This is a genomic window from Kineococcus gurbantunggutensis (assembly GCF_050871925.1).
Lineage (GTDB): Bacteria > Actinomycetota > Actinomycetes > Actinomycetales > Kineococcaceae > Kineococcus.
This window is the reverse complement of record NZ_JBJLSG010000003.1, coordinates 30,989-51,940: the sequence shown is the minus strand read 5'-3', so window position 1 is coordinate 51,940 and position 20,952 is coordinate 30,989. Positions and strand designations below refer to the sequence as shown.

Here is a 20,952-nt window from a genome sequence, read left to right as displayed (position 1 = left end):
CACCACGGGCAAGCCCGCCCTGAAGACCTCGGCGATGATCGCCTCGTTCGCCGACCCCGGTCAGCGCACCACCAGCGCCCCCTTCGGGCACGCCCTGGCGCGCCTGGCCGAGCAGCGCCCCGAGATCGTCGGCCTGTCGGCCGACCTGGCCAAGTACACCGACATGCACGTCTTCCGCGATGCCCACCCGCAGCGCTTCTTCCAGATGGGCATGGCCGAGCAGACGATGCTGGGCGCCGCCGCCGGCATGGCCGAGGTGGGCCTGGTGCCCTTCGCCTCGACGTACTCCGTCTTCGCCACCCGCCGCGCCTACGACTTCCTGTGCCTGGACATCGCCGAGCCGAACCTGAACGTCAACGTCGTCGGCGCCCTGCCGGGGCTGACCACCGGCTACGGCCCCAGCCACCAGGCCACCGAGGACCTGGCGATCCTGCGCGGCTGCCCCAACCTGACGATCGTGGACCCCTGCGACTCCCTCGACATCGAGCAGGCCGTGCCCCAGCTCGCCGACCACCCCGGCCCGACCTACCTGCGGCTGCTGCGCGGCAAGGTGCCCACCGTCCTGGACGAGTACGACTACCGCTTCGAGCTGGGCAGGGCCGCCGAGCTGCGCACCGGGCGCGACGTCGTGCTGATCTCCACCGGCCTGATGACGATGCGCGCCCTGCAGGCAGCCCAGCGCCTGGAGGCCGACCACGTCGACGTCGCCGTGCTGCACGTGCCCACCGTCAAGCCGCTGGACCGCGAGGCGATCCTGGCCGCCGCGGGCACCGACCGCCTGCTGGTGACGCTGGAGAACCACACCGTCGTCGGTGGCCTGGCCGAGGCGGTCGCCTCCACCCTCGCCTTCGCCGGGGTGGGCACCCGCGTGGTGCCGATCGCGCTGCCCGATCAGTTCCTCGCCGCCGGCGCGCTGCCCACCCTGCACCAGCGCTACGGGTTGTCGACGGACGCCGTGGTCCAGCGCGTGCGCGCCGAGCTCGGCGGGCGCCCGCGCCCGACGACGCCGGCCGCTGCGCAGCCCAGCACCCCGCCCACCGCCTGACCCACCCCTGACCCACCCCTGAGCCGTCCCACGACCCGCCTCGTGTCCCTGGAGGACCCCGTGACCGTTTCGGACAAGACCGCCGTCGTCACCGGCGGAGGATCCGTGCGCGGCATCGGCCGCGCCACCGCCCACGCCCTGGCGAGCTCGGGGTGGAACGTGGCCGTGCTCGACCTGGACGAGGCGGCCGCCAAGGACGCCGCCCACGAGGTCGGCGAGCGCACCGGCGTGCGCACCGCCGGCATCGCCTGCGACGTCACCGAGGAGTCCTCCGTCGAGGCGGCCCTGGCCGTGCTGGCCGGTGCCCTGCCCCCGGTCGGCGCGCTGGTCAACAACGCCGGCATCACCTCCCCGGTGCCGTTCCTGGAAGTCAGCGGCGAGCAGTGGGACCGCGTCTTCGCCGTCAACGTGCGCGGTGCCTACAACATCACCCGCGCCCTGGTGCCCGGCATGGCCGAGCGCGGCTTCGGTCGCGTGGTGTTCTTGTCCTCCGTCTCCGCCGAGCGCGGCGGCGGCGTCTTCGGCGGCGTGGCGTACTCGGCGGCCAAGGCCGCCCAGCTCGGCTTCGCCCGGGCCCTGGCCCGCGAGGTCGGCCCGCACGGCGTCACCGTCAACTCCGTGGCCCCGGGCCTGATCGACACCGACATCACCGCCGGCAAGCTGACCGGCGAGCGCGAGCAGGAGCTGCTCGCCGCGGTGCCGGTCGGGCGCAAGGGGCGCACCCGCGACGTGGCCGACCTCATCGCCTACCTGTGCCGGGAGGAGACCTCCTACGTCACCGGTGCCACGTACGACATCAACGGCGGTTCCCACATCCACTGAGCCCGGACCCGGCCCCGGATCCGGGCGCCGGTGCGGCCGCGCGCCGGGATCGCCCCGAGCCCGACCGACCGATGGAGGAGATGCCCGTGTTCCGCAAGGTCCTGGTCGCCAACCGCGGGGAGATCGCCGTGCGCGGTTTCCGGGCCGCCTACGAGCTGGGCGCGCGCACCGTGGCGGTCTTCGCCCACGAGGACCGAAACTCCATCCACCGCTCCAAGGCCGATGAGTCCTACCTCATCGGCCAGCGCGGGCACCCGGTGCGCGCCTACCTCGACGTCGCCGAGGTCGTCCGCGTCGCGCGCGAGTCCGGCGCGGACGCCGTCTACCCCGGGTACGGGTTCCTCTCGGAGAACCCGCAGCTGGCGCGCGCCTGCGAGGCGGCGGGCATCGCGTTCGTCGGCCCGCCGCCTGGGGTGCTGGAGCTGGCCGGCAACAAGGTCTGCGCGGTGGCCGCCGCCCGTGCCGCGGGCATCGCCACGCTGGAGTCCAGCGACCCCTCGGCCGACCGCGAGGAGCTGATCGCCGCCGCCGGGCAGGTCGGTTTCCCGGTGTTCGTCAAGGCGGTGGCCGGCGGCGGTGGGCGCGGCATGCGGCTGGTGCGCAGCGCCGCCGAGCTGCCCGAGGCGCTGGCTGCGGCGATGCGCGAGGCCGACGGCGCGTTCGGCGACCCCACCGTGTTCCTCGAGCGCGCCGTGGAGCGCCCGCGGCACGTGGAGGTGCAGGTCCTGGCCGACGCCACCAACGCCGCCGGGAACCTCGACGGGGTCGTGCACCTGTTCGAGCGGGACTGCTCCCTGCAGCGCCGGCACCAGAAGGTCGTCGAGATCGCGCCCGCGCCGAACCTGCAGGAGTCGATCCGCTCCGCGCTGCACGCCGACGCCGTGCGCTTCGCCCGCGAGATCGGCTACGTGGGCGCCGGCACCGTGGAGTTCCTGGTCGCCACCGCCGGCGAGCGCGCCGGGGAGCACGCGTTCATCGAGATGAACCCGCGCATCCAGGTCGAGCACACGGTGACCGAGGAGGTCACCGACGTGGACCTGGTGCAGGCGCAGCTGCGCATCGCCGCGGGTGAGTCGCTGGCCGAGCTGGGCATCAGCCAGGACGGGGTGCGCGTGCGCGGGGCGGCGCTGCAGTGCCGCATCACCACCGAGGACCCCGCCGACGGCTTCCGCCCGGACACCGGGCGGATCTCCGCCTACCGCTCCGCCGGCGGCGCGGGCGTGCGCCTGGACGGCGGCACCGTCAACGCCGGCGCGGAGGTCTCCCCGCACTTCGACTCCCTGCTGGTCAAGCTCACCTGCCGCGGGCGCGACTTCCCCACGGCGATCGCGCGGGCGCGCCGGGCGCTGGCGGAGTTCCGCATCCGCGGGGTGGCCACGAACATCTCCTTCCTGCAGGCGGTCCTGGACCACCCCGACTTCGCCGCCGGGAAGGTGGACACCTCCTTCATCGCCGAGCACCCCGAGCTGGCGGCCTCGCGCACGCCCGCCGACCGCGGCACCCGGCTGCTGACCTACCTGGCGGACGTCACGGTCAACCAGCCCAACGGCACGGCGCCGGTCAGCGTGAACCCGCGCGAGAAGCTGCCCCGGCTGGATGCGGACGCGGCCGCGGCCGCACCGCCGCCGGGGTCCAAGCAGCGCCTGGACGAGCTGGGTCCGCAGGGCTTCGCCGCGTGGCTGCGCGCCGAGAGCCGCGTGCACGTCACCGACACCACCTTCCGCGACGCGCACCAGTCGCTGCTGGCGACCCGGGTGCGCACCGCCGACCTGCTGGCGGTGGCGCCCACCGTGGCCCGCACCCTGCCGGACCTGCTGTCCCTGGAGTGCTGGGGCGGGGCGACCTACGACGTCGCGCTGCGCTTCCTGGGCGAGGACCCCTGGGCCCGCTTGGCCGCGCTGCGCGAGGCGGTGCCCAACGTCTGCCTGCAGATGCTGCTGCGCGGGCGCAACACCGTCGGCTACACCCCCTACCCGCTGGCGGTGACCGACGCGTTCGTCGCCGAGGCGGTGGCCACCGGCGTGGACGTCTTCCGCATCTTCGACGCCCTGAACGACGCCGAGCAGGTCACCCCGGCGATCCGCGCGGTGCGCGAGGCCGGTGGGGCGCTGGCCGAGGCCGCGCTCTGCTACACCGGCGACCTCGCCGATCCCGGCGAGCGGCTGTACACGCTGGAGTACTACCTGCGCCTGGCCGAGCGGTTCGCCGCCGCCGGCGCGCACGTCCTGGCGGTCAAGGACATGGCCGGGCTGCTGCGCCCGGCCGCCGCCCGCACCCTGGTGGCCGCGCTGCGCCGCGAGTTCGACCTGCCGGTGCACCTGCACACCCACGACACCGCCGGCGGGCAGCTCGCCACGCTGCTGGCCGCCGTCGAGGCCGGCGTGGACGCCGTGGACGTGGCGGTGGCCTCGATGGCGGGCACGACCAGCCAGCCGTCGATGTCGGCTCTGATCGCCGCCACGCAGCACACCGAGCGCGAGACGCCGCTGCACCTGCGCGCGGCCAGCGACCTGGAGCCGTACTGGGAGGCGGTGCGCCGGGTGTACGCGCCCTTCGAGTCCGGCCTGCCCGGCCCGACGGGGCGCGTGTACGAGCACGAGATCCCCGGCGGGCAGCTGTCCAACCTGCGCCAGCAGGCCATCGCGCTGGGCCTGGGGGAGCGGTTCGAGGCGGTGGAGGTGACGTACGCCGCGGTCGACCGCCTCCTGGGCCGGCTGGTGAAGGTCACTCCCTCCAGCAAGGTCGTCGGTGACCTAGCGCTGCAGCTGGTCGCCGCCGGCGTGGACACCCCCGAGGCCGTGGCGCGCTTCGCCGAGGACCCCGCCTCCTTCGACCTTCCCGACTCCGTGATCGGTTTCCTCGCCGGGGAGCTGGGCACCCCGCCCGGCGGCTGGCCCGAGCCCTTCCGGACCAGGGCGCTGGCCGGGCGCACCGTGCGGCCGGTGGTCGCGGAAGTGCCCGCGCAGGAGGCCGAGCGCCTGGCCCGCCCGGGGCCCGGGCGGCGCCGGGCCCTGGACCGCCTGCTCTTCCCCGCCCCCAGCAAGGCGTACGCCGAGCACCGCGCCGCCTACGGCGACACCTCCGTGCTGGAGACCCTGGACGCCCTGTACGGCCTGCGCCCCGGCGTCGAGCACGTCGTGGCCCTGGAGCCGGGCGTGCAGCTCATCGTCGCCCTGGAGGCCGTCTCCGACCCCGACGAGCGCGGCGTGCGCACCGTGCTGGCCAGCCTCAACGGGCAGGTGCGCCCGGTGCAGGTGCGCGACCGCTCGGTGGACGTGCAGGTGCGCAGCGCGCAGAAGGCCGACCCGGGCGATCCCACGCACCTCGCGGCCCCCTACGCGGGCACCGTCACCCTGGCCGTGGCCACCGGCGATTCGGTGCAGACCGGTCAGGTGCTCGCCACCATCGAGGCGATGAAGATGGAGGCCGCGATCACCGCTCCGCGCGCCGGCACGGTCCTGCAGGTCGCGATCAACCCGGTGCAGCCGGTGGACGCAGGCGATCTGCTGCTGCGGCTGCAACCGCGCTGACCGGCTGCCGGAACAGCAGGACGGGAGTGCTGGTGGGCGCGCCTCGGTCACGAGCACCTCCAGGCCCTGGCTGGTGGATCACATAACGGCACGCTTCACTGCTTGACGTGGCACAGAGTGAAGTGCTCAACGATGCGGCATGGGAAATCGGGCCGTTTGTGGTGAGCTGGACTTCCTGGCATGCGTGAGCGCAAGGTCCACTGCAACCGCACCGTGCTCGCTCAGACTCGAGTGAGGCGGGCGGCGCCGAGTAGTTCGGCGTCCGTTCCCAAGGTGCCCGTGGTGATCTGCAGCGATCGGGACATGACAGGAGGCACGGATCTGCGCAGCCCGTTGCGCAGGCCAGTGATGACGGGAGCGGCTGCCGGACCCAGGGTGCCGTCGATGACGAGCATTTGCGGGTCGAGCATGACGCAGAAGGGCGCCAGGTGTCGGCCGACCAGCTCGCCGAGGTCTTCCAGGATGCGACGCACACCATGATCACCTTGAGCGGACAAACCGAGCAGATCGAACATGTCGATGCCGAGGCCGAAAGCCGAGCGGGCGCTGTCGAGGAGCTGATCGGCGGTGGCGACCTTGCCCAGGCAGCCGCGCGAGCCGCAGGCGCACAACGGTCCGCCTAAATCGACGGTCAGGTGGGACAACTGACCTGCCAGCCCGTGGGCGCCGCGGACCAGTTGCCCGTTGACAATCACACCTGCACCCATGCCGGTGACGAGCTTGAGGTGGACGACGTGCTGCAGGCCGGCGGCGACGCCGAAGCCGGCTTCACCCAACGCGGCCAGGTTGGCGTCGTTCTCTACTGTCGCGGGCGCATCGAAGGCCTCCTCAAGCGCGGGTTGCACGTCGTCCAGTAGCCAGGCCGCAGCCGGAGGTGAGGCGGCCCCGGACGGTTCCGGGTGCGGAGTGAGCAGCGGCATGCCCACCCCTTGCTGATGCGGCCCTGGCCGGCCCAGGACGACATGGTCGATCGCAGCGTCGAGGCCGGAGCGCCGCCGAGCGGCTCCCAGCCGCTGGATGCACTCTGCGACGACGTCCGAGCACTGCAACCAGTCGAAGGCAACCTCCTCTCGCCCGGCCACCGATCCGTCGTCGCCGACAAGGGCCGTGCGGATCGTGCGCGGGGTCAAGACGACGACCCCGGTCAGGTGGGCGCGAGGGCTCAGCCGCAGCCTGGCGGCGGGTCGTCCGCGGCGGGGGAGGGACCCGGGGATCTGGGGCACCTCTTCGAGATCGCCGCGCGCCAGCATCCGCCCGGTCGCAGACGTCACGGTGCTCACCGGTAGCTCAGCTAGCCGGGCCAGCTCGGTGCGGGTCGATGGGCCGTTGGTGGCCAGCAGGTCTGCGAGCAGGCGCTCAGCGCCCCGTAGGCCAGTCAGGCGGCTAGCGCTGCTCATCGAACCAGCGTAGCGGTTTCGGCCATTTTTCGTTGAAAATAGGCCAAAGCGTGACGATTGAAACGTTGTTATGAGGAGGACGCTGCACTACCTTCGGGCCACCTGGACACTGCCCTGGGCCGGAGTGCTGAACCAGGGCCGACACTTCGACGAAGAACACCCCAACCACATCCTGCAGCGTCCGCTCCCGCCTCGAAGTCGAGGCACGACCAGCGTCAGGACCAGACGCCCTGCGCCCCACTGCACCGATGCCGTGGAACGTACCTGTCAAGCGGGGTCACCAACGACGCGGTGACCTGGAGGAAGGATCGCGCCATGAGTCGAGACAACGACGAAACCGGCCAGGTCAGTCGACGCGGAGTCGTCACCGGAGGGATGCTAGGAGCAGTCGGGATGGTTGCGGCCGCCTCCAGCGCCCACGCCGCACCCCCCACCGCCAATGCCCAGGCCGCCACCCTCGGCGCGGTGGCTGTCTCCGGGGCCAAGGCTTCGCTGACGGTGGACCTGCGTCAGCGGGGTTCGCACTTCCCCCACACCTGGGAAGAGGTCATCGCCGGCGACTGGGCCAAGCAGGCCCTGCGCCGCGACTACCAAGACCAGTTGTTCACCTGCCACGACGAATTGGGCGTGCGGTCTCTGCGGGTGCACGGCATCTTCAACACCTCCATGAGCACATACGCCCCCACCTACAACGGCGGGCGCGAACGAAATCCCGTCTACACCCAGGACGACTTCTCCTTCTTCAACGTCGACCAGATCTACGACGCCCTCGTCGAGCAGGGCATGCACCCCTTCATCGAACTCAGCAGCATGCCCGAGGCCCTCCAGGTCGGACCCCCACCCTTCCGTGGGCTGCTGTACGACTTCAACCAGATGGAACCCAAGGACTACGCCGCCTGGGGCCGGCTCGTCGGCGCCTTCGCCAAGCACGTCGTCGACCGCTACGGCATCAAGGAAGTACGCAACTGGCCGTTCGAGGTGTGGAACGAACCCAACCTCTACAACTTCTTCGATGGCGATCAGGCGGCCTACTTCAAGCTCTACCGTGCGGCCGCCGAAGCGATCAAGGACGTCGACGACTCCTTGCAGGTCGGTGGACCGGCCACCTCCTCCGGGCAGTTCGGCTTCGGGCCGGTTCGCGCTCCCGGCCCACAGTACTACCGCGAGTTCATGCAGTGGGCGAGCACGAACGACGTCCCCCTCGACTTTGCGACCTCACACGCCTACGAGACCGACAGGGGCATCGGCCCCGAAGGCCCGGCCAGCTTCTTCAAGACCAACCGCGCCGACACCCCCGCCGGTCTACCGCTGTACATCACCGAGGTCAACGTCTCCTCCTCCAGCACACCCGCCCTGGACAGCTCCGACGCTGCGGCCAGCCTGCTGCGCACCGTCATCGAAAGCGACGGCGTCGTCGACGGCCTCGCGGTGTGGACCTTCAGCGACATCTACGAGGAACTGACGCAGGCCGACAACCCCTTCCACGGGGGTTTCGGGCTGCAGACTATCCACGGTATCAAGAAGCCGATCTACCGGCTGATGCAGATCCTGCACGGGGTGGGGAGCCGGCGCCTGCCTCTGACCATGACGGGAGCACCGGCCACGGTTGGGGCGATCGCCGTCACAGGTGCCCGCGACGGCGGCACCGACGTGCTGCTCTACAACCACATCCTCGCCGGGCCGGATCAGCCCCGAGCCGAGGCGGCGACGGTCACCGTCACCCTCCACGGGGTGTCCCCGGCCTCCCGGGCGCAGCTGCGGCGCATCGATGCCGAGCACACCAACCCCTACCGCGCCTGGCTGGAGATGGGCTCCCCGGAATACCCCACCCGCCGTCAGCTGCGCGAACTGGACCGCGCCAGCCAGGTCGAGTCCTCGCGGCTGGAGCTGACCGCCGGCTGGGACCGGCGATCGGCGAGCTTCACCCTCACCGTGCCGGCCGAGGGGGTCGCGGCAATCCACATCCCCTGACCCGGCGACGCCGCACCGCGACCCGCCTCTCGAATCCCACCTGCGCTACCCGCGCCCGTTGAGGAAGAACGATGAACGACTCCCAACCACCTGCCGCACCCCGCGGTCCTGCTCCCCACCACCCCGCGCCCCACCGTTCCGCACCTCACGGTTCCGCGCCACAGGGCCCAGCGCAGCTCACCCGTCGCAGCATCGTGCTCGGTGGCGCCGCCGCCGGGGCCGCCTTGCTGTCTGCGGCCCCGGCCGGTGCCGCCACCACAACCTCCACCGCGACTTCCATGGGGAACCAGGCGTCTCTGGCCACCCAGCTGAGGCCCGTACCGGTCGTGCCTGACCCCGTCCCGGCCCTGGACGGCACATCGCTGGCGGCTCCGCCGTCGACGGTGCGCCCCAAGTACCGCTGGTGGGTCCCGCTCGCCCACGTCGAGGACGAGGAGTTGCGGGCGGAGGTGGCGCAAATGGCCGCCGCCGGTGCCGGCGGGGTGGAGGTCGCGCCCTTCGCCGTGCCCGGGGAGGGGAACCGCGACGCTGCCTTCTTGAGCACCTACGGCTGGGGAACAGCGCTGTGGAGGCACAAGCTGCAGGTGGTCCTGGCCGCTGCCGCCGAGCACGGGCTGAGCGTCGATCAGAACCTCGGCCCGAACTACCCCCCGACCGTCCCATCGGTGGCCGACGTGAACCACCCTGCTGCGGCCCAGCAGCTCCTGCACGCCGCGGCCGACGTCGGCGCCGGCGCCCGCTACGACCAGCCGGTGCCCGCGCCGGCCGCCGCGGCCGTCCCGGCCGGGGCGAAGACCATCCTCGTCGCCGTCCTGGCGGTCCGGGCGGTGAACGGAACAGTCCTCCCCGCCGAGGGCACCTCCCGGCTGCTGGAGCGCAGCTCCCTGGTCGACCTCACCGCCCGCGTCGTCGGCGGCCGCCTGACCTGGACCGCGCCGCGCGGGCGGGGAACGTGGGTCATCCTGGCCTTCCACCAGACCGCCGACGGCCTGGCCAAGAGCGGCTACACCGCCACGACGCCCAACTACGTCGTGGACCACCTCAGCAGCACCGGCGCTCGAGCACTCACCGACTTCTGGGACGAGCACGTCCTGACCCCGCAGACCCGCCGGCTCATCGGCCGGCTGCCATCGCCCGGGGCGATCTTTGAGGACTCCCTGGAGTTGGGCTCGAACCAGGCGTGGACCTGGGACTTCTCCCAGCGTTTCGCCGCCCTGCGCGGCTACCCCGTCACCGCCGCCCTGCCCGCCCTGACCGGGATCGGCGCTCAGGGAACCGCGGTCCCGGCCTTCGACTTCAGCGACGGCAGCGGCGCGAGGTACCGGCAGGACTACCGCCAGACCTGGAGCGACCTCTACATCGACTGCTACGTCGCCCACCTGCAGCGCTGGGCCGCCGGGCACGGCATGAACTACCGGGCCCAGCCCTACGGCAACCCGATCCGGACCGGAGCCGCCTCCCGGGTGGTGGGCGTCCCCGAAGGTGAGTCCATCAACTTCGGCAGCCCCAATCCCCTGGGCGCCGAGCAAGACTACAAGGTCGTCGCCGGCGGGGCCCACAGCGTCGGGACCACGCGCATCTCCGCGGAGTGCTCGGGGATCTTCAACGGCGCCTACCGCTCCACCGTGGCCGGCCGTGACCTCAACCAGGACATCACCGGCCCTGCCTACGTCAACGGCGACGCCCAGAGCGGCCAGCTCGACACCACCTACAAGGCCTACGCCGGGGGAGCCACCCAGCTGGTCTGGCACGGCTTCGCCTACCGCGATGCCCCCGCCGGGCTGGCCACCCCCAACAGCGGCGCCGGGGGCGCCTGGCCAGGGTACGACCCCTGGAACATCCGCGGCTACCTCAACGTCAGTGAACTGCTCGGGCCCCGCCTGCCGCAGTGGGAGGACCACCGCTCCGTCAACGACCACCTCTCGCGCCTGCAGCTGGTCCTGAAGCAGGGAACTCCGCGCTTCGACCTGGCCGTCTACTACCAGGACCTGGGCCTGGCCGGGCACGCGGTGAGCCCGCAGGACCAGCCCCAGCACATGCTGGGGCTGGAGTCCGCGACCGCCGCAGCCGGGTACACCTACGAGTACCTGCCCCCCGAGGCGCTGGGCAGGGCCGATGGACGTGACGGGCTGCGCCTGCCCGGCGGTGCGCACTACGACGCCTTGGTCCTGAACGACCAGACGACGATGCCCGTCGAGGCGCTGGAGCAGGTCGTGGACCTCGCCCGGCGCGGCCTGCCCGTTTTCGTCGTCGGCAACGTCCCGGCCGCGGTAGCGGGAACCGGTGACCGGCGTCAGGACGCCCGCGTCCGGTCGCTGCTCACCCGACTCCTGGCCCAGCGCAGCGCCCGCCGCGTCGGCGCGGAGGCGGACCTGCCCCGCGCGCTGCGTGCCGCCGGCCTGATCCCTGCCGTCCGCCTGCCCGAACCGACCACGGCGCTGGAGACCGTGCGCCGCCGCACCGAGGAGGCCGACTACTACTTCCTCTACAACCGCTCCCGCGAGCGCCTGGACACCACCGTCACCGTGACCGGGCGCGGTCGCCCTCATCGGGTGGACACCTGGGGTGGCACTCTCGCCCCGCTGGCTACCTACCGGGCCGACGACCGCGGGCAGAGCACGCTCAGCACCCCCTTGCAGCTGGCGCCCTACGACGTCACCGTCCTGACGCTGGTGCGGGGTAAACGAACCGGTGCCGGGCGCGGCGAGCGCCACGTCCTGGCGGACACCCGGGCCGAGCAGGGCGAGGCGCGGTACGGGCAGGACGGTGCGCTGCTGTGGCGCGCCACCCACGCCGGTGCGACGGAGGTCGTCCTCGACGACGGCACCCCTCACCGCGTGTCGGTGGACCAAGTCGCCCCCGTCCCAGCCCCCACCTCGTGGACCCTCTCGATCGAGTCCTGGACCCCCGGTGCCCGTTCGGGTGAGACGTCCGCGCGGACCCTCGCCCCGATCACCCTCACCCCTCGGGCGGACGGGAGCCTGCCGGCGTGGAACGAGGTCCCGGGTCACCCGGAACTGGCCGCGGTCTCCGGCATCGGCCGGTACGCGACGAGCATCGACCTACCGACGACGTGGTCCCCGGCCGACGGCGCGTATCTGGACCTGGGGTCCGCGGTGGACACCGTGCGGGTCCGTGTCAACGGGCATGACGTGGCCGGGCTCAACCAGAGCGACCTCAGCCGCATCGACCTGGGCCCGCATCTGCGTGCAGGCCGCAACGAGGTTGTCGTCACCGTCGCGACCACGCTCTACAATGCCGTCGAGGTCACCGGTGGTTCCACCTACCGGCTCCCCGCTCAGCGCGTCGGCCTGCTGGGGCCCATCGTCCTGCACCCCTACGTTGACGTGCATCTCGACTGAGGTTGAGCCAGTGACCGGAGGCGATGCGAACTAAGCGGAATGACGAAAGCGCCACCATGACAGAGGTCGACGCAGCTTCGGGAGCTCATCCGCTGCCGCGTCGGCCGGCGCGCCGCGCTGCGCTGGGCGGGTGACCGTGCGCGGCGCGGGGGACGGCTAACGGGGGAGCGGGCGAAGCCGTGATGCGGCGCTCGCCAGCCCGGTCCACCTGCAGTGCCCGGCAGCGGCTCGGGCCGGGACGAGCCACTCCTCCGGGGCGCTGACCGGTTCGCGGCCGCAGGCTACGCACTGACGGCCAGGTATCGGCTCGGCAGGGCGGCCGAGGGGCATGCGCGTCGTGGTGGTTGGGCAGGTCTTCGAGTCGGTGGGCGCATCAACACCGCGCTCAGCGAACGGCGGCGAGGATCGACCGACTTTGAAGTGCTCGTCGTCGCCGTCGTTACCGTCGTCGACGCTGGCCGTGTGGGCCGTCGACCACCCCGATGAGCTCAGGAGCTGACGCGCCGCCCCGTCGAGCGCCGCACGACGAGGTCGGGCTCGAAGACGATCTGCTGCGGTACGCGCCCTTCGACCTGGGCGAGCAGCAGTTCCACCGCCGTGTGCCCCAGCATCTCCCGCGGCTGGCGCACCGATGTCAGCGGCACGGTGGCCGTCGCGGCGAACCCGATGTCGTCGTAGCCCACAACGGCCAGCTCCTCGGGCACCCGCACCCCCCGGCGGACGCACTCGTTGAGGACCCCCAGGGCCAGCAGGTCGTTGGCGCAGAACACCGCAGTGGGACGTTCGTGCGCCGGTGAGGCCAGGACCCGCGCCGCGGCCTGCGACCCGGCCCGCACCGACAGCTCCGCCGCCTCCACGACCCCCACGGTCCCCACGCCCCCGACGGCCTCCCGCACCCCGCGCAGGCGGTCCTGCACCTGGCGCAGCAGCGCCGCGACCCCCACGTACACGATGTCCCGGTGCCCGGTGCCCGGTGCCCACCAGGTGCGCGCCGGCGAGCCGGCCGCCGAGAACGTCGTCGACGGCGACCGAGGACTGCTCGACCGAGCCTGCGCCTCGGTCGACAAGCACGACCGGCGTTCCATGGGCGCGTACTTCGACCAGCGCAGCGCTGGGCGTGTCGTGGACGGGAGTCACCAGGACACCTAGGACGCGTTGCTGTTCCAGCCGATGCAGGTGCCTGGCCTCTCGCGCTGCGGAGTTGGCGCTGTTGCACATCACCACGAGGCAGTCGTGCTGCTCGGCGAGCTCCTCGGCGCCGGCGATGACGCCGTTGAAGAACGGGTTTCCCACGTCCAGCACCACCATCGCGATGGTCCGGTTGACTCCGGCGCGCAACTGCCGGGCAGTCTCGTTGCGCACGAACCCGAGTTCGGCGATCGCATCGAGAACCCGCTGACGCAGGGCGCGGGAAACCACCTCGGGGCGGTTCAGGACGTTGCTGACGGTCCCTACGGATACCCCGGCGCGCTGGGCGACTTCCTTGACGGTCGGCACGTCGGCCCCGTTGGTTAGGAGTGCATCGGCACGTCTGTGCTTACGGGTGCTGCTCGCTGCCGGTGTGGACGGTGGTCCTCCACCAGTTCCCGCGGGGCCGTCCTCACCCCCGCCATGTGCCGACGGGGGAGCGAGCACGCCTCGGCAGCGTGCAGGAACTGAAGAGTTCACGTCCTCGGTGGTCGGTCGTCGATCAGGCGTCGCCCTCTGCGACACCGCGGCGACGAGTTCGTCGCGGTCGTTCCGGAGGAGTCGGCACGCTCATCGCCCGGTGCCTGCGAAGGACGAGGGCCCTTGGGACCAGCTCCAAGCGTGAGCTGACTGACGATTCGACATCACATTCTCTTGTACGAGCAACGAGGAGGCGTTCGACCGAGGTTGGTCACCGGCCGACGTCGACCAGGCGTCCGGACTGCACGGCGCGGAACCGTGACACGGTTCAGCAGGACCCGTCGGCACGGTAGCACCTCGTCTACCCCCCAACGGGTATTTCGTCGTATCGCTTGTGAAACGTGTCAAGGCTTGCGTACGATGCGGCCAGCCCCGACGAAGTGGAGTGATGGAGTTGGCCCCGCATGAGTGAACCATCGCAGTCGCCAGCACGAACGTGCTTGTCGTCCGTGATGTAAATCCAAAACATCCGAAGCTTCTCGTGGGCGGTCAGGCACTTCTGCCGGGGCGCCTGATCGCGCGGTCGCCGTCCTCCTCGACCGGGCCCGGGAGAAAGTTCCCGTCCCAAACACACCGCCCGCGTGCCCTCTGTGAGGACGCTCGACATGCCGAACGGGACCGTCTCAGCGCCCATTACGCAGTCCAGCGCCGCGGGACGGCCCCGTCGTGCGTCGTCGCCTCTCACGGAGAGTCGCAGGCCGAATACTTCGCCGACACGGACACGGCCCTGCACCTGCCGGCACCGCCCCGCCGCAGGGGTCGATTGGTCGGCCGAAGAAGTCGCTCGAGCAGTAACGCAGCAACTACCAGGCGCGCTATGCCCCTCACGCCAACGAGGACTACTGCGACAGCTTCACGGACTTCGCACCCACTATGTCGCCCAGCTGCAGTCACTCGTCTTGCGGCGCCTCGTCTCCGCCACTGGCCCAAACCCACTCACCAGCCTCGCGTCGGCAAGGCTGCCTCACCGCGGAGGTACAGACCTCGTGAAACCCCAGACAGCGCCCAGCGCCGCTGCAGCTCTGCAGCTTGCCGGAGTGTCCAAGTCGTTCGGTGCCGTCAAGGCACTCATCAGCGCCGACCTGTCCGTCCAGCCCGGCTCCCTCCACGCGCTCATGGGCGAGAACGGGGCCGGCAAATCCACCCTGGTCAAGATCATCGCCGGTGTTCACCGCCGGGACGCGGGCGAGTTTCGGCTCGGCGGCGAGCTTGTCGACTTCAGCTCCACGACAGAGTCCAAGGCCGCCGGCATCGCGGTCATATACCAGGAGCCTACGTTGTTTCCGGACCTGTCGGTTACCGAGAACATTTTCATGGGCCGCCAGCCCACCAACCGGTGGCGCAAGCTGGACCGGCGGGTGATGCACCGTGAGGCCACCGCGCTCTTCGAGCGCCTCGGCGTCTCGATCGACCCCGAAGGTCGTACGCTGGGGTTATCCATCGCCGACCAGCAACTGGTGGAGATCGCCAAGGCCGTCTCCCTGGACGCCCGCGTCCTGATCATGGACGAGCCGACGGCTGCTTTGTCCGGGACCGAGGTGGCACGGCTGTTCACCATCGCCCGGGCGCTGCGGGACGAGGGCCGAGCCCTGGTCTTCATCTCCCACCGCTTAGATGAGGTCTTCGACCTGTGCGACACCATCACCGTGATGCGGGACGGGCAGTACGTCTCGACTGCGAGGACGGCCGAGACGACACCGGCTGCCATCGTGCGAGCTATGGTCGGCCGTGAGGTCGCCTCCTTGTTCCCCAAGACCGAGGGCAGTCGCCGGGGTGACGTGGTGCTCCAGGCCGACGCTCTCACCAGCCCCGGCGTCTTCGAGGACGTGTCCTTCACCGTGCGGGCCGGTGAGATCGTCGGGCTCGCCGGACTCGTGGGAGCCGGACGCAGCGAGGTGGCCCGCGCAGTGTTCGGCGTCGACCGGTACCGCACGGGCTCGGTGACCTTCGACGGCCGGCGCCTTCCGGCTGGCAACCCCCGGGCCGCCATCTCGGCCGGCATCGCCTTTGTCCCCGAGGACCGCCGCAAGCAGGGGCTGCTGCTGGACATGTCGGTGGCCCGTAACATCACGCTCGTCCTGCGCCGCTCCCTGGCTAAGGCCGGTCTGCTGACCTCCGACGTCGAGTACCGCAGCGCCACCCACTGGGCCGCGCGCCTGCAGGTTAAAGCCGCCGACCTCGACAGCATGGCCAGCACCTTGTCCGGCGGCAACCAGCAGAAGGTCGTCATCGCCAAGTGGATGGCCATGAACCCCAAGCTGCTCATCATCGACGAGCCCACCCGCGGGATCGACGTCGGCACCAAGGCCGAGGTGCACCGCCTCCTCGACGAACTGGCCCACCAGGGACTGGCCATCCTCATGATCTCTAGCGAGCTACCGGAGGTCCTTGGCATGAGTGACCGGGTCTACGTCATGCGCGAAGGGGCGGTCACCGCCGAACTCGACCGCGCCGACGCCACCAGCGAGTCGGTCATGACCGCCGCCACCCGGATGGAGGTGGCGGCATGAGCACGGCAGCCGTCCCGCCCTCCGCCGGGACCGTGGCCCACCGCAGCGGGTGGCTCGGCCAGCTGGGGCGGCGGCGCGAGACGAGCGTCGCGGTCGCCGTCGTCCTGGTGGTCGTCGTCGCGACCACCGCCAGCCCCAGCTTTGCGACCGGCTCGGACGGCTTCCGCAACCTGCTGCTGACGCCGGCCCTGCTGCTCCTGCTGGCCGTAGGTCAAGCCCTGGTCATCGTCACGAAGAACATCGACCTGTCGGTGAGCGCGGTGCTGGGCCTGACCTCCTACGCCACCGGGTGGATGTTCGCCAACACCTCCCTGCCGCTGGTCGCAGTCCTCGCCATCGCCTTGGTGATGGGGGCGGTCCTTGGTCTGCTGAACGGCGTGCTGGTCAGCATCGCCCGGGTCCCCTCCCTGGTAATCACGCTGGGGACTCTCTACGCGTTTCGCGGTGTGCTGGTGGCCTGGGCCGGGGCCGACCGCATCAACGCCTCCGACATGCCCGGCTCGTTCGTGTCCTTCGGCACCGGCACGGTCCTCGGCATCCCCTACATCACGCTCGTCGCGGTGCTGGTGCTCGCGGGCCTGGCCTACGTCCTGCACTCCACCCGCAGCGGCCGGGAGCTGTACGCCATCGGCTCGGACCCGCAGGCGGCGGTCCTGTACGGCCTGCCGGTCGCCCGCCGCGTCCTGGCCGCCTTCATCGCCTCCGGAGCCCTGGCGGGGCTGGCAGGTATCCTATACGCCGCGCGCTACGCGACCATCAGCTCCAACGCCGGGGCTGGCCTGGAATTGAACGCCGTGGCCGCCGCGGTCATCGGCGGCGTGGCCATCACGGGCGGTTCGGGCACGGTGGTCGGCGCCGCCTTGGGTGCGGTCCTGCTCACGACCATCAACCGGGCGCTGCCGACCGTCGGCATCGCCGACTTCTGGCAGCAGGCGGTGGTAGGAACACTGATCATCGGAGCGATCGTCTTGGACCGGTTGCTAGTGCTACGCACCGCTCGGCGTCTGATCGGCGCACGGCACGACACCCGATCTGCACCGACCCCGGCGAGCAACCCCGATCCCCAGCGAGCAAAGAAGGTGACCCGGTGATCTCCTCCACAGTGCAGCAGCAGGACGAGGCCCAGCGGCCGCCAACCCCCCGCGCCCCGCGCCCGGGCACCCGGTTGCGCAAGGCGCTGCTCGGTCGGGACACCGCCATCATCGCCCTGCTCGTGATCGTCTGGCTCGTGGCCTCGCGGTCGGTGCAGAACTTCGACAGTCCGCAGACCGTCTACTACCTCCTACTGGACGTCTTTCCCGTTCTGCTCATCGCGCTGCCCATGACGATGGTCATCGTCACCGGCGAGATCGACCTGTCCGTGGCGAGCATGATGGGCCTGTCCAGCGTCGTTGTCGGCGTCCTGCACGAACACGGCGTCGGCATTTCGCTGGCCATCGTCGTCGCGCTGATCATCGGCCTGGCCGGTGGTGCCCTCAACGGGTTTCTCGTCACCGCCGTCGGCCTGCCTTCCCTGGCGGTCACCGTCGGCACCCTGGCGCTGTACCGGGGACTGGCCGTCGGTCTTCTCGGGACGACTGCCATCACCGGCTTCCCCGAGCAGTGGAGGGACCTGGTGAGCGACCGGTTGTTCGGACGCGGAACCGCCGTTCCCGGTATCATCCTCATGTTCGTCGCCCTGGCCGTAATTTTCGCCGTCGTGCTGCACTTCACCACGGTGGGGCGCGCCATCTATGCCATGGGCCTGAACACTGAGGCGTCGATTTTTTCCGGGATCAGTGTGGGGCGAGTCAAGTTCTGGCTGTTCGTCGTCACCGGGTTGGTGTCCTCCCTGGCGGGGATCTACTGGACGCTGCGTTACGACTCCGCCCGCGGGGACAACGCCACAGGCTTGGAGCTGTCCGTCGTGGCCGCCGTCCTGGTCGGCGGGGTGTCGATCTTCGGTGGCCGTGGCGCGCTGCCCGGTGTGATCGCCGGGGTGTTGGTGATCGGCACGCTGCGCGGCGCCCTGCGTTTGGCCGACGTCTCCTCCGACGTCATCAACGTGGCCACCGGCGTCCTGCTCGTCCTGTCGGTCCTTGTCCCGGCGGCCGGGTCAGCGCTCCGTCACCGACGCCGCCGGCCCACCGTGCGCACCGCGAGCTTCTGACTCATCCCCCTCCCGCTCCACCACCGCTATCAACCACCGGAAACCTTTTCGACCTCGCTCCTGAAAGGGACCAACGATGACGTTCCTTCCCTCCTTGAACTCTGTGAACCCGCGTCGCGCCTTCGCCGGCATCGGCGTGGTGGCCTTGCTGGGTCTGGGTGTCACGGCGTGCTCGTCCGACTCCGCCACCGGCTCCGGTGGCGATTCCGGGAGCTCTGGTGACTACTCCATCGCCTTCCTGCCGAAGAACCTGGGAAACCCGTACTTCGAGACCTCCGACCAGGCCGCGAAGAAGGCCGTCGAGGAGTTCGGCGGTGAGTTCAAGGAGGTCGGCCCGTCAGAAGCCACTGCCGACGGTCAGGTCTCCTACATCAACACCCTGACCCAGCAGGGGGTCAACGCGATCGTCCTGTCCGCCAATGACGTCAACGCCCTGTGCGACGCGTTGAAGGAAGCACAAGACGCCGACATCAAGGTCATTACCTTCGACTCCGACGTCGACCCGTCCTGTCGCGACGCCTACGTCTCCGCTTCCAGCACCGACCTCATCGCCCAGAGCCAGGTGGACCTGGTCGCCCAGCAGATCGGGGAGGCCGGCGAGGTCGCCATCTTGTCAGCCAGCGCGAACGCCACCAATCAGAACGCCTGGATCGAGTCGATGAAGTCCTATGCAGCGCAGAAGTACCCCAACATCCAGATCGTCGATACCGTCTACGGCGACGACGACGACCAGACCTCGTTCGACAAGACCGAAGCGCTGCTGTCCACACACCCCAACCTCAAGGGCATCATCTCCCCCACCACGGTTGGGATCGCGGCGGCGGCGCGCTACCTCAGCACCTCGCAGTACAAAGGCAACGTGGCGCTCACCGGTCTGGGGACGCCGAACGACATGCGCCAGTACGTCAAGGATGGCACGGTCACTTCCTTCGCCCTGTGGAACCCGGCCGACCTCGGCATCCTGGCCTCCTACGCGGCCAAGGCGATGATCGACGAGGACATCACCGGCGAGGAGGGTGATTCCTTCGCCGCCGAGGGCTTGTCCAGCAACGAGACCGACTTCGAGGTCGGCGACGACGGCGTCATCACGTTGGGCAAGCCGTTCGTGTTCTCCGCCGACAACATCGACCAGTTCGACTTCTGACCTCCGATCCGGTCCGCGAGGGGCGTGGCGATCCGTCGTCACGCCCTTCATCACGTGGTGCTGCCGATGCCCTCGCAGCAATAACTCGTTTCACTATGAGTTGCGGGTCTGCTGAGGTCGTCGCAGCCTGGAGGCATGGCCGAGGAGGTACTGCCCGAGCGGGTCGTGGAGCTGGTGCCGAAAGGGTTGTGGGAGCGGGTGCAGCCGCTGCTGCCCCAGCGTCCGCCGCGCCGGCACCGTCCCCCACGCTGAGCGTGGGAGGTACCCCCAACCCAGGGCGCCTGCCGCGCGATGACCGCGCCGCCCTGGCCGAGATCGTCCACGTGCTGATCACCGGCTGCACGTGGGGACAGGTGCCCACCGAGCAGTTCGGCTGCTCAGGGGTCACGTGCTGGCGCCGGCTGCGGGACTGGACCGAGGCCGGGGTGTGGCCGCGCCTGCACCAGGTGCTGCTGCAGGAGCTGCGCGCAGCGGGGAAGCTGGAGCTGGAGACGGCGGTGGTGGCTGGCTCGCACGTGCGGGCCCTCAAAGGGGGGCTCACACCGTTCCTTCACCGGTAGACCGCTCCCGCAACGGCTCCAAGCACCACCTGTTGACCGATGCGAACGGCGTCCCGCTGGTCGTGGCCTTGCCCGGCGGCAACCGGCACGACGTGACCCAGCTGCTGCCCCTCGTTGACGCCTTCCCGGTACTGCGCGGCATCCGCGGTCGTCCCCGCTTGCGCCCGCACTACCTCTTCGCCGACCGCGGCTACGACTACGGCGTCTACCGCCGCGCCCTGCGGGCGCGCAGCATCGTGCCGCGCATCGCCCGCAGGGGCGCCGGGCACGGCTCCGGCCTCGGGCGGACCCGCTGGGTGGTCGAGCGGACGTTCGCTTGGCTGCACCAGTTCAAGCGGTTGCGCATCCGCTACGAGGTGCGCGCCGATCTGCATCTGGGGTTGCTGCAGCTGGCGTGCGCCCTCATCTGCTACCGCAAGCTCCCGAATTCATAATGAAACAAGTCGTTCGCCGAGACCTGGGGCGCCAAGTACCCGGCCATCGTGCGGTTGTGGCGCAATGCCTGGAACGAGTCCATCCCGTTCCTGGCCTACGACGTGGAGATCCGCCGCGTCATCTGCTCCACCAACGCGATCGAGTCCCTCAACGCCCGCTACCGTCGGGCGGTCCGCGCCCGTGGGCACTTCCCGACCGAGCAGGCGGCGATCAAGTGCCTGTACCTGGCGACTCGGGCGCTGGACCCCAGCGGACGCCGTCCGACACGCTGGGCTGCCCAATGGAAGCCCGCCCTCAACGCCTTCGCCATCACCTTCGAAGGCCGCATCACCCACTAACCGCCCGGCCAGTTACACCGA

General features: G+C 70.7%; 10 protein-coding genes and 3 pseudogenes. 11 read left to right on the top strand and 2 right to left on the bottom strand.

The window, feature by feature from the left end; all coding sequences use genetic code 11:
• The first annotated feature begins 34 nt into the window (after positions 1 to 34).
• The 3 genes from ACRYR7_RS00880 to ACRYR7_RS00870 all read left to right on the top strand — a co-directional run bounded on the left by ACRYR7_RS00880 (position 35) and on the right by ACRYR7_RS00870 (position 5,397).
• Entirely contained in the window at positions 35 to 1,045 is a 1,011-nt protein-coding gene (locus tag ACRYR7_RS00880; protein ID WP_432570198.1) for a transketolase family protein, read from the top strand.
• 60 nt (positions 1,046 to 1,105) lie between these two features.
• A complete protein-coding gene (locus ACRYR7_RS00875; RefSeq protein ID WP_432570177.1) occupies positions 1,106 to 1,867 on the top strand; it encodes an SDR family NAD(P)-dependent oxidoreductase in 762 nt (253 codons plus the stop codon).
• An 86-nt stretch (positions 1,868 to 1,953) separates the two neighbouring features.
• Positions 1,954 to 5,397 (top strand): pyruvate carboxylase, encoded by a 3,444-nt coding sequence (locus tag ACRYR7_RS00870; protein WP_432570176.1) that lies wholly within the window; start codon positions 1,954 to 1,956, stop codon positions 5,395 to 5,397.
• Between the two features lie 221 nt (positions 5,398 to 5,618).
• Here ACRYR7_RS00870 and ACRYR7_RS00865 read toward each other — a convergent pair whose 3' ends face one another.
• Entirely contained in the window at positions 5,619 to 6,794 is a 1,176-nt protein-coding gene (locus tag ACRYR7_RS00865) for an ROK family protein (protein ID WP_432570175.1), read from the bottom strand.
• A 315-nt stretch (positions 6,795 to 7,109) separates the two neighbouring features.
• Between ACRYR7_RS00865 and ACRYR7_RS00860 the strand changes: the two genes are divergently transcribed.
• Both ACRYR7_RS00860 and ACRYR7_RS00855 read left to right on the top strand, forming a co-directional pair.
• On the top strand, positions 7,110 to 8,765 hold the full coding sequence (locus tag ACRYR7_RS00860) for a GH39 family glycosyl hydrolase (protein ID WP_432570174.1): 1,656 nt from the start codon (positions 7,110 to 7,112) through the stop codon (positions 8,763 to 8,765).
• A 326-nt stretch (positions 8,766 to 9,091) separates the two neighbouring features.
• Positions 9,092 to 12,127, top strand: coding sequence for a glycosyl hydrolase (locus ACRYR7_RS00855; protein ID WP_432570173.1), 3,036 nt, complete (start codon positions 9,092 to 9,094; stop codon positions 12,125 to 12,127).
• A 488-nt stretch (positions 12,128 to 12,615) separates the two neighbouring features.
• Here ACRYR7_RS00855 and ACRYR7_RS00850 read toward each other — a convergent pair.
• Positions 12,616 to 13,624, bottom strand: a pseudogene (locus ACRYR7_RS00850) (LacI family DNA-binding transcriptional regulator).
• 1,208 nt (positions 13,625 to 14,832) lie between these two features.
• Between ACRYR7_RS00850 and ACRYR7_RS00845 the strand changes: the two are divergent.
• The 6 genes and pseudogenes from ACRYR7_RS00845 to ACRYR7_RS00820 all read left to right on the top strand — a co-directional run.
• A complete protein-coding gene (locus tag ACRYR7_RS00845; RefSeq protein ID WP_432570172.1) occupies positions 14,833 to 16,305 on the top strand; it encodes a sugar ABC transporter ATP-binding protein in 1,473 nt (490 codons plus the stop codon).
• Entirely contained in the window at positions 16,302 to 17,396 is a 1,095-nt protein-coding gene (locus ACRYR7_RS00840; RefSeq protein ID WP_432570171.1) for an ABC transporter permease, read from the top strand. Before ACRYR7_RS00845 ends, ACRYR7_RS00840 begins: the two co-directional genes overlap by 4 nt.
• On the top strand, positions 17,393 to 18,454 hold the full coding sequence (locus ACRYR7_RS00835; protein WP_432570170.1) for an ABC transporter permease: 1,062 nt from the start codon (positions 17,393 to 17,395) through the stop codon (positions 18,452 to 18,454). The genes ACRYR7_RS00840 and ACRYR7_RS00835 overlap by 4 nt, the downstream gene beginning before the upstream one ends.
• Positions 18,455 to 18,530: 76 nt before the next feature.
• The gene (gene rhaS, locus ACRYR7_RS00830; protein WP_432570169.1) at positions 18,531 to 19,598 is read left to right on the top strand and encodes a rhamnose ABC transporter substrate-binding protein; all 1,068 of its coding nucleotides are present in this window, start codon (positions 18,531 to 18,533) and stop codon (positions 19,596 to 19,598) included.
• Positions 19,599 to 19,733: 135 nt separating this feature from the next.
• A pseudogene (locus tag ACRYR7_RS00825) lies at positions 19,734 to 20,592 on the top strand (IS5 family transposase).
• Between the two features lie 6 nt (positions 20,593 to 20,598).
• Positions 20,599 to 20,931: pseudogene (locus ACRYR7_RS00820) on the top strand (transposase); the annotation flags it as partial.
• Positions 20,932 to 20,952: the final 21 nt, after the last annotated feature.

Excerpts from the sequence above, each read along its gene's own strand:
- ACRYR7_RS00880 (WP_432570198.1), top strand. The coding sequence starts at position 35 with ATGATCGCCTCGTTCGCCGACCCCGGTCAGCGCACCACCAGCGCCCCC.
- ACRYR7_RS00865 (WP_432570175.1), bottom strand. The coding sequence starts at position 6,794 with ATGAGCAGCGCTAGCCGCCTGACTGGCCTACGGGGCGCTGAGCGCCTG.
- ACRYR7_RS00860 (WP_432570174.1), top strand. The coding sequence starts at position 7,110 with ATGAGTCGAGACAACGACGAAACCGGCCAGGTCAGTCGACGCGGAGTC.
- ACRYR7_RS00840 (WP_432570171.1), top strand. The coding sequence starts at position 16,302 with ATGAGCACGGCAGCCGTCCCGCCCTCCGCCGGGACCGTGGCCCACCGC.
- rhaS (WP_432570169.1), top strand. The coding sequence starts at position 18,531 with ATGACGTTCCTTCCCTCCTTGAACTCTGTGAACCCGCGTCGCGCCTTC.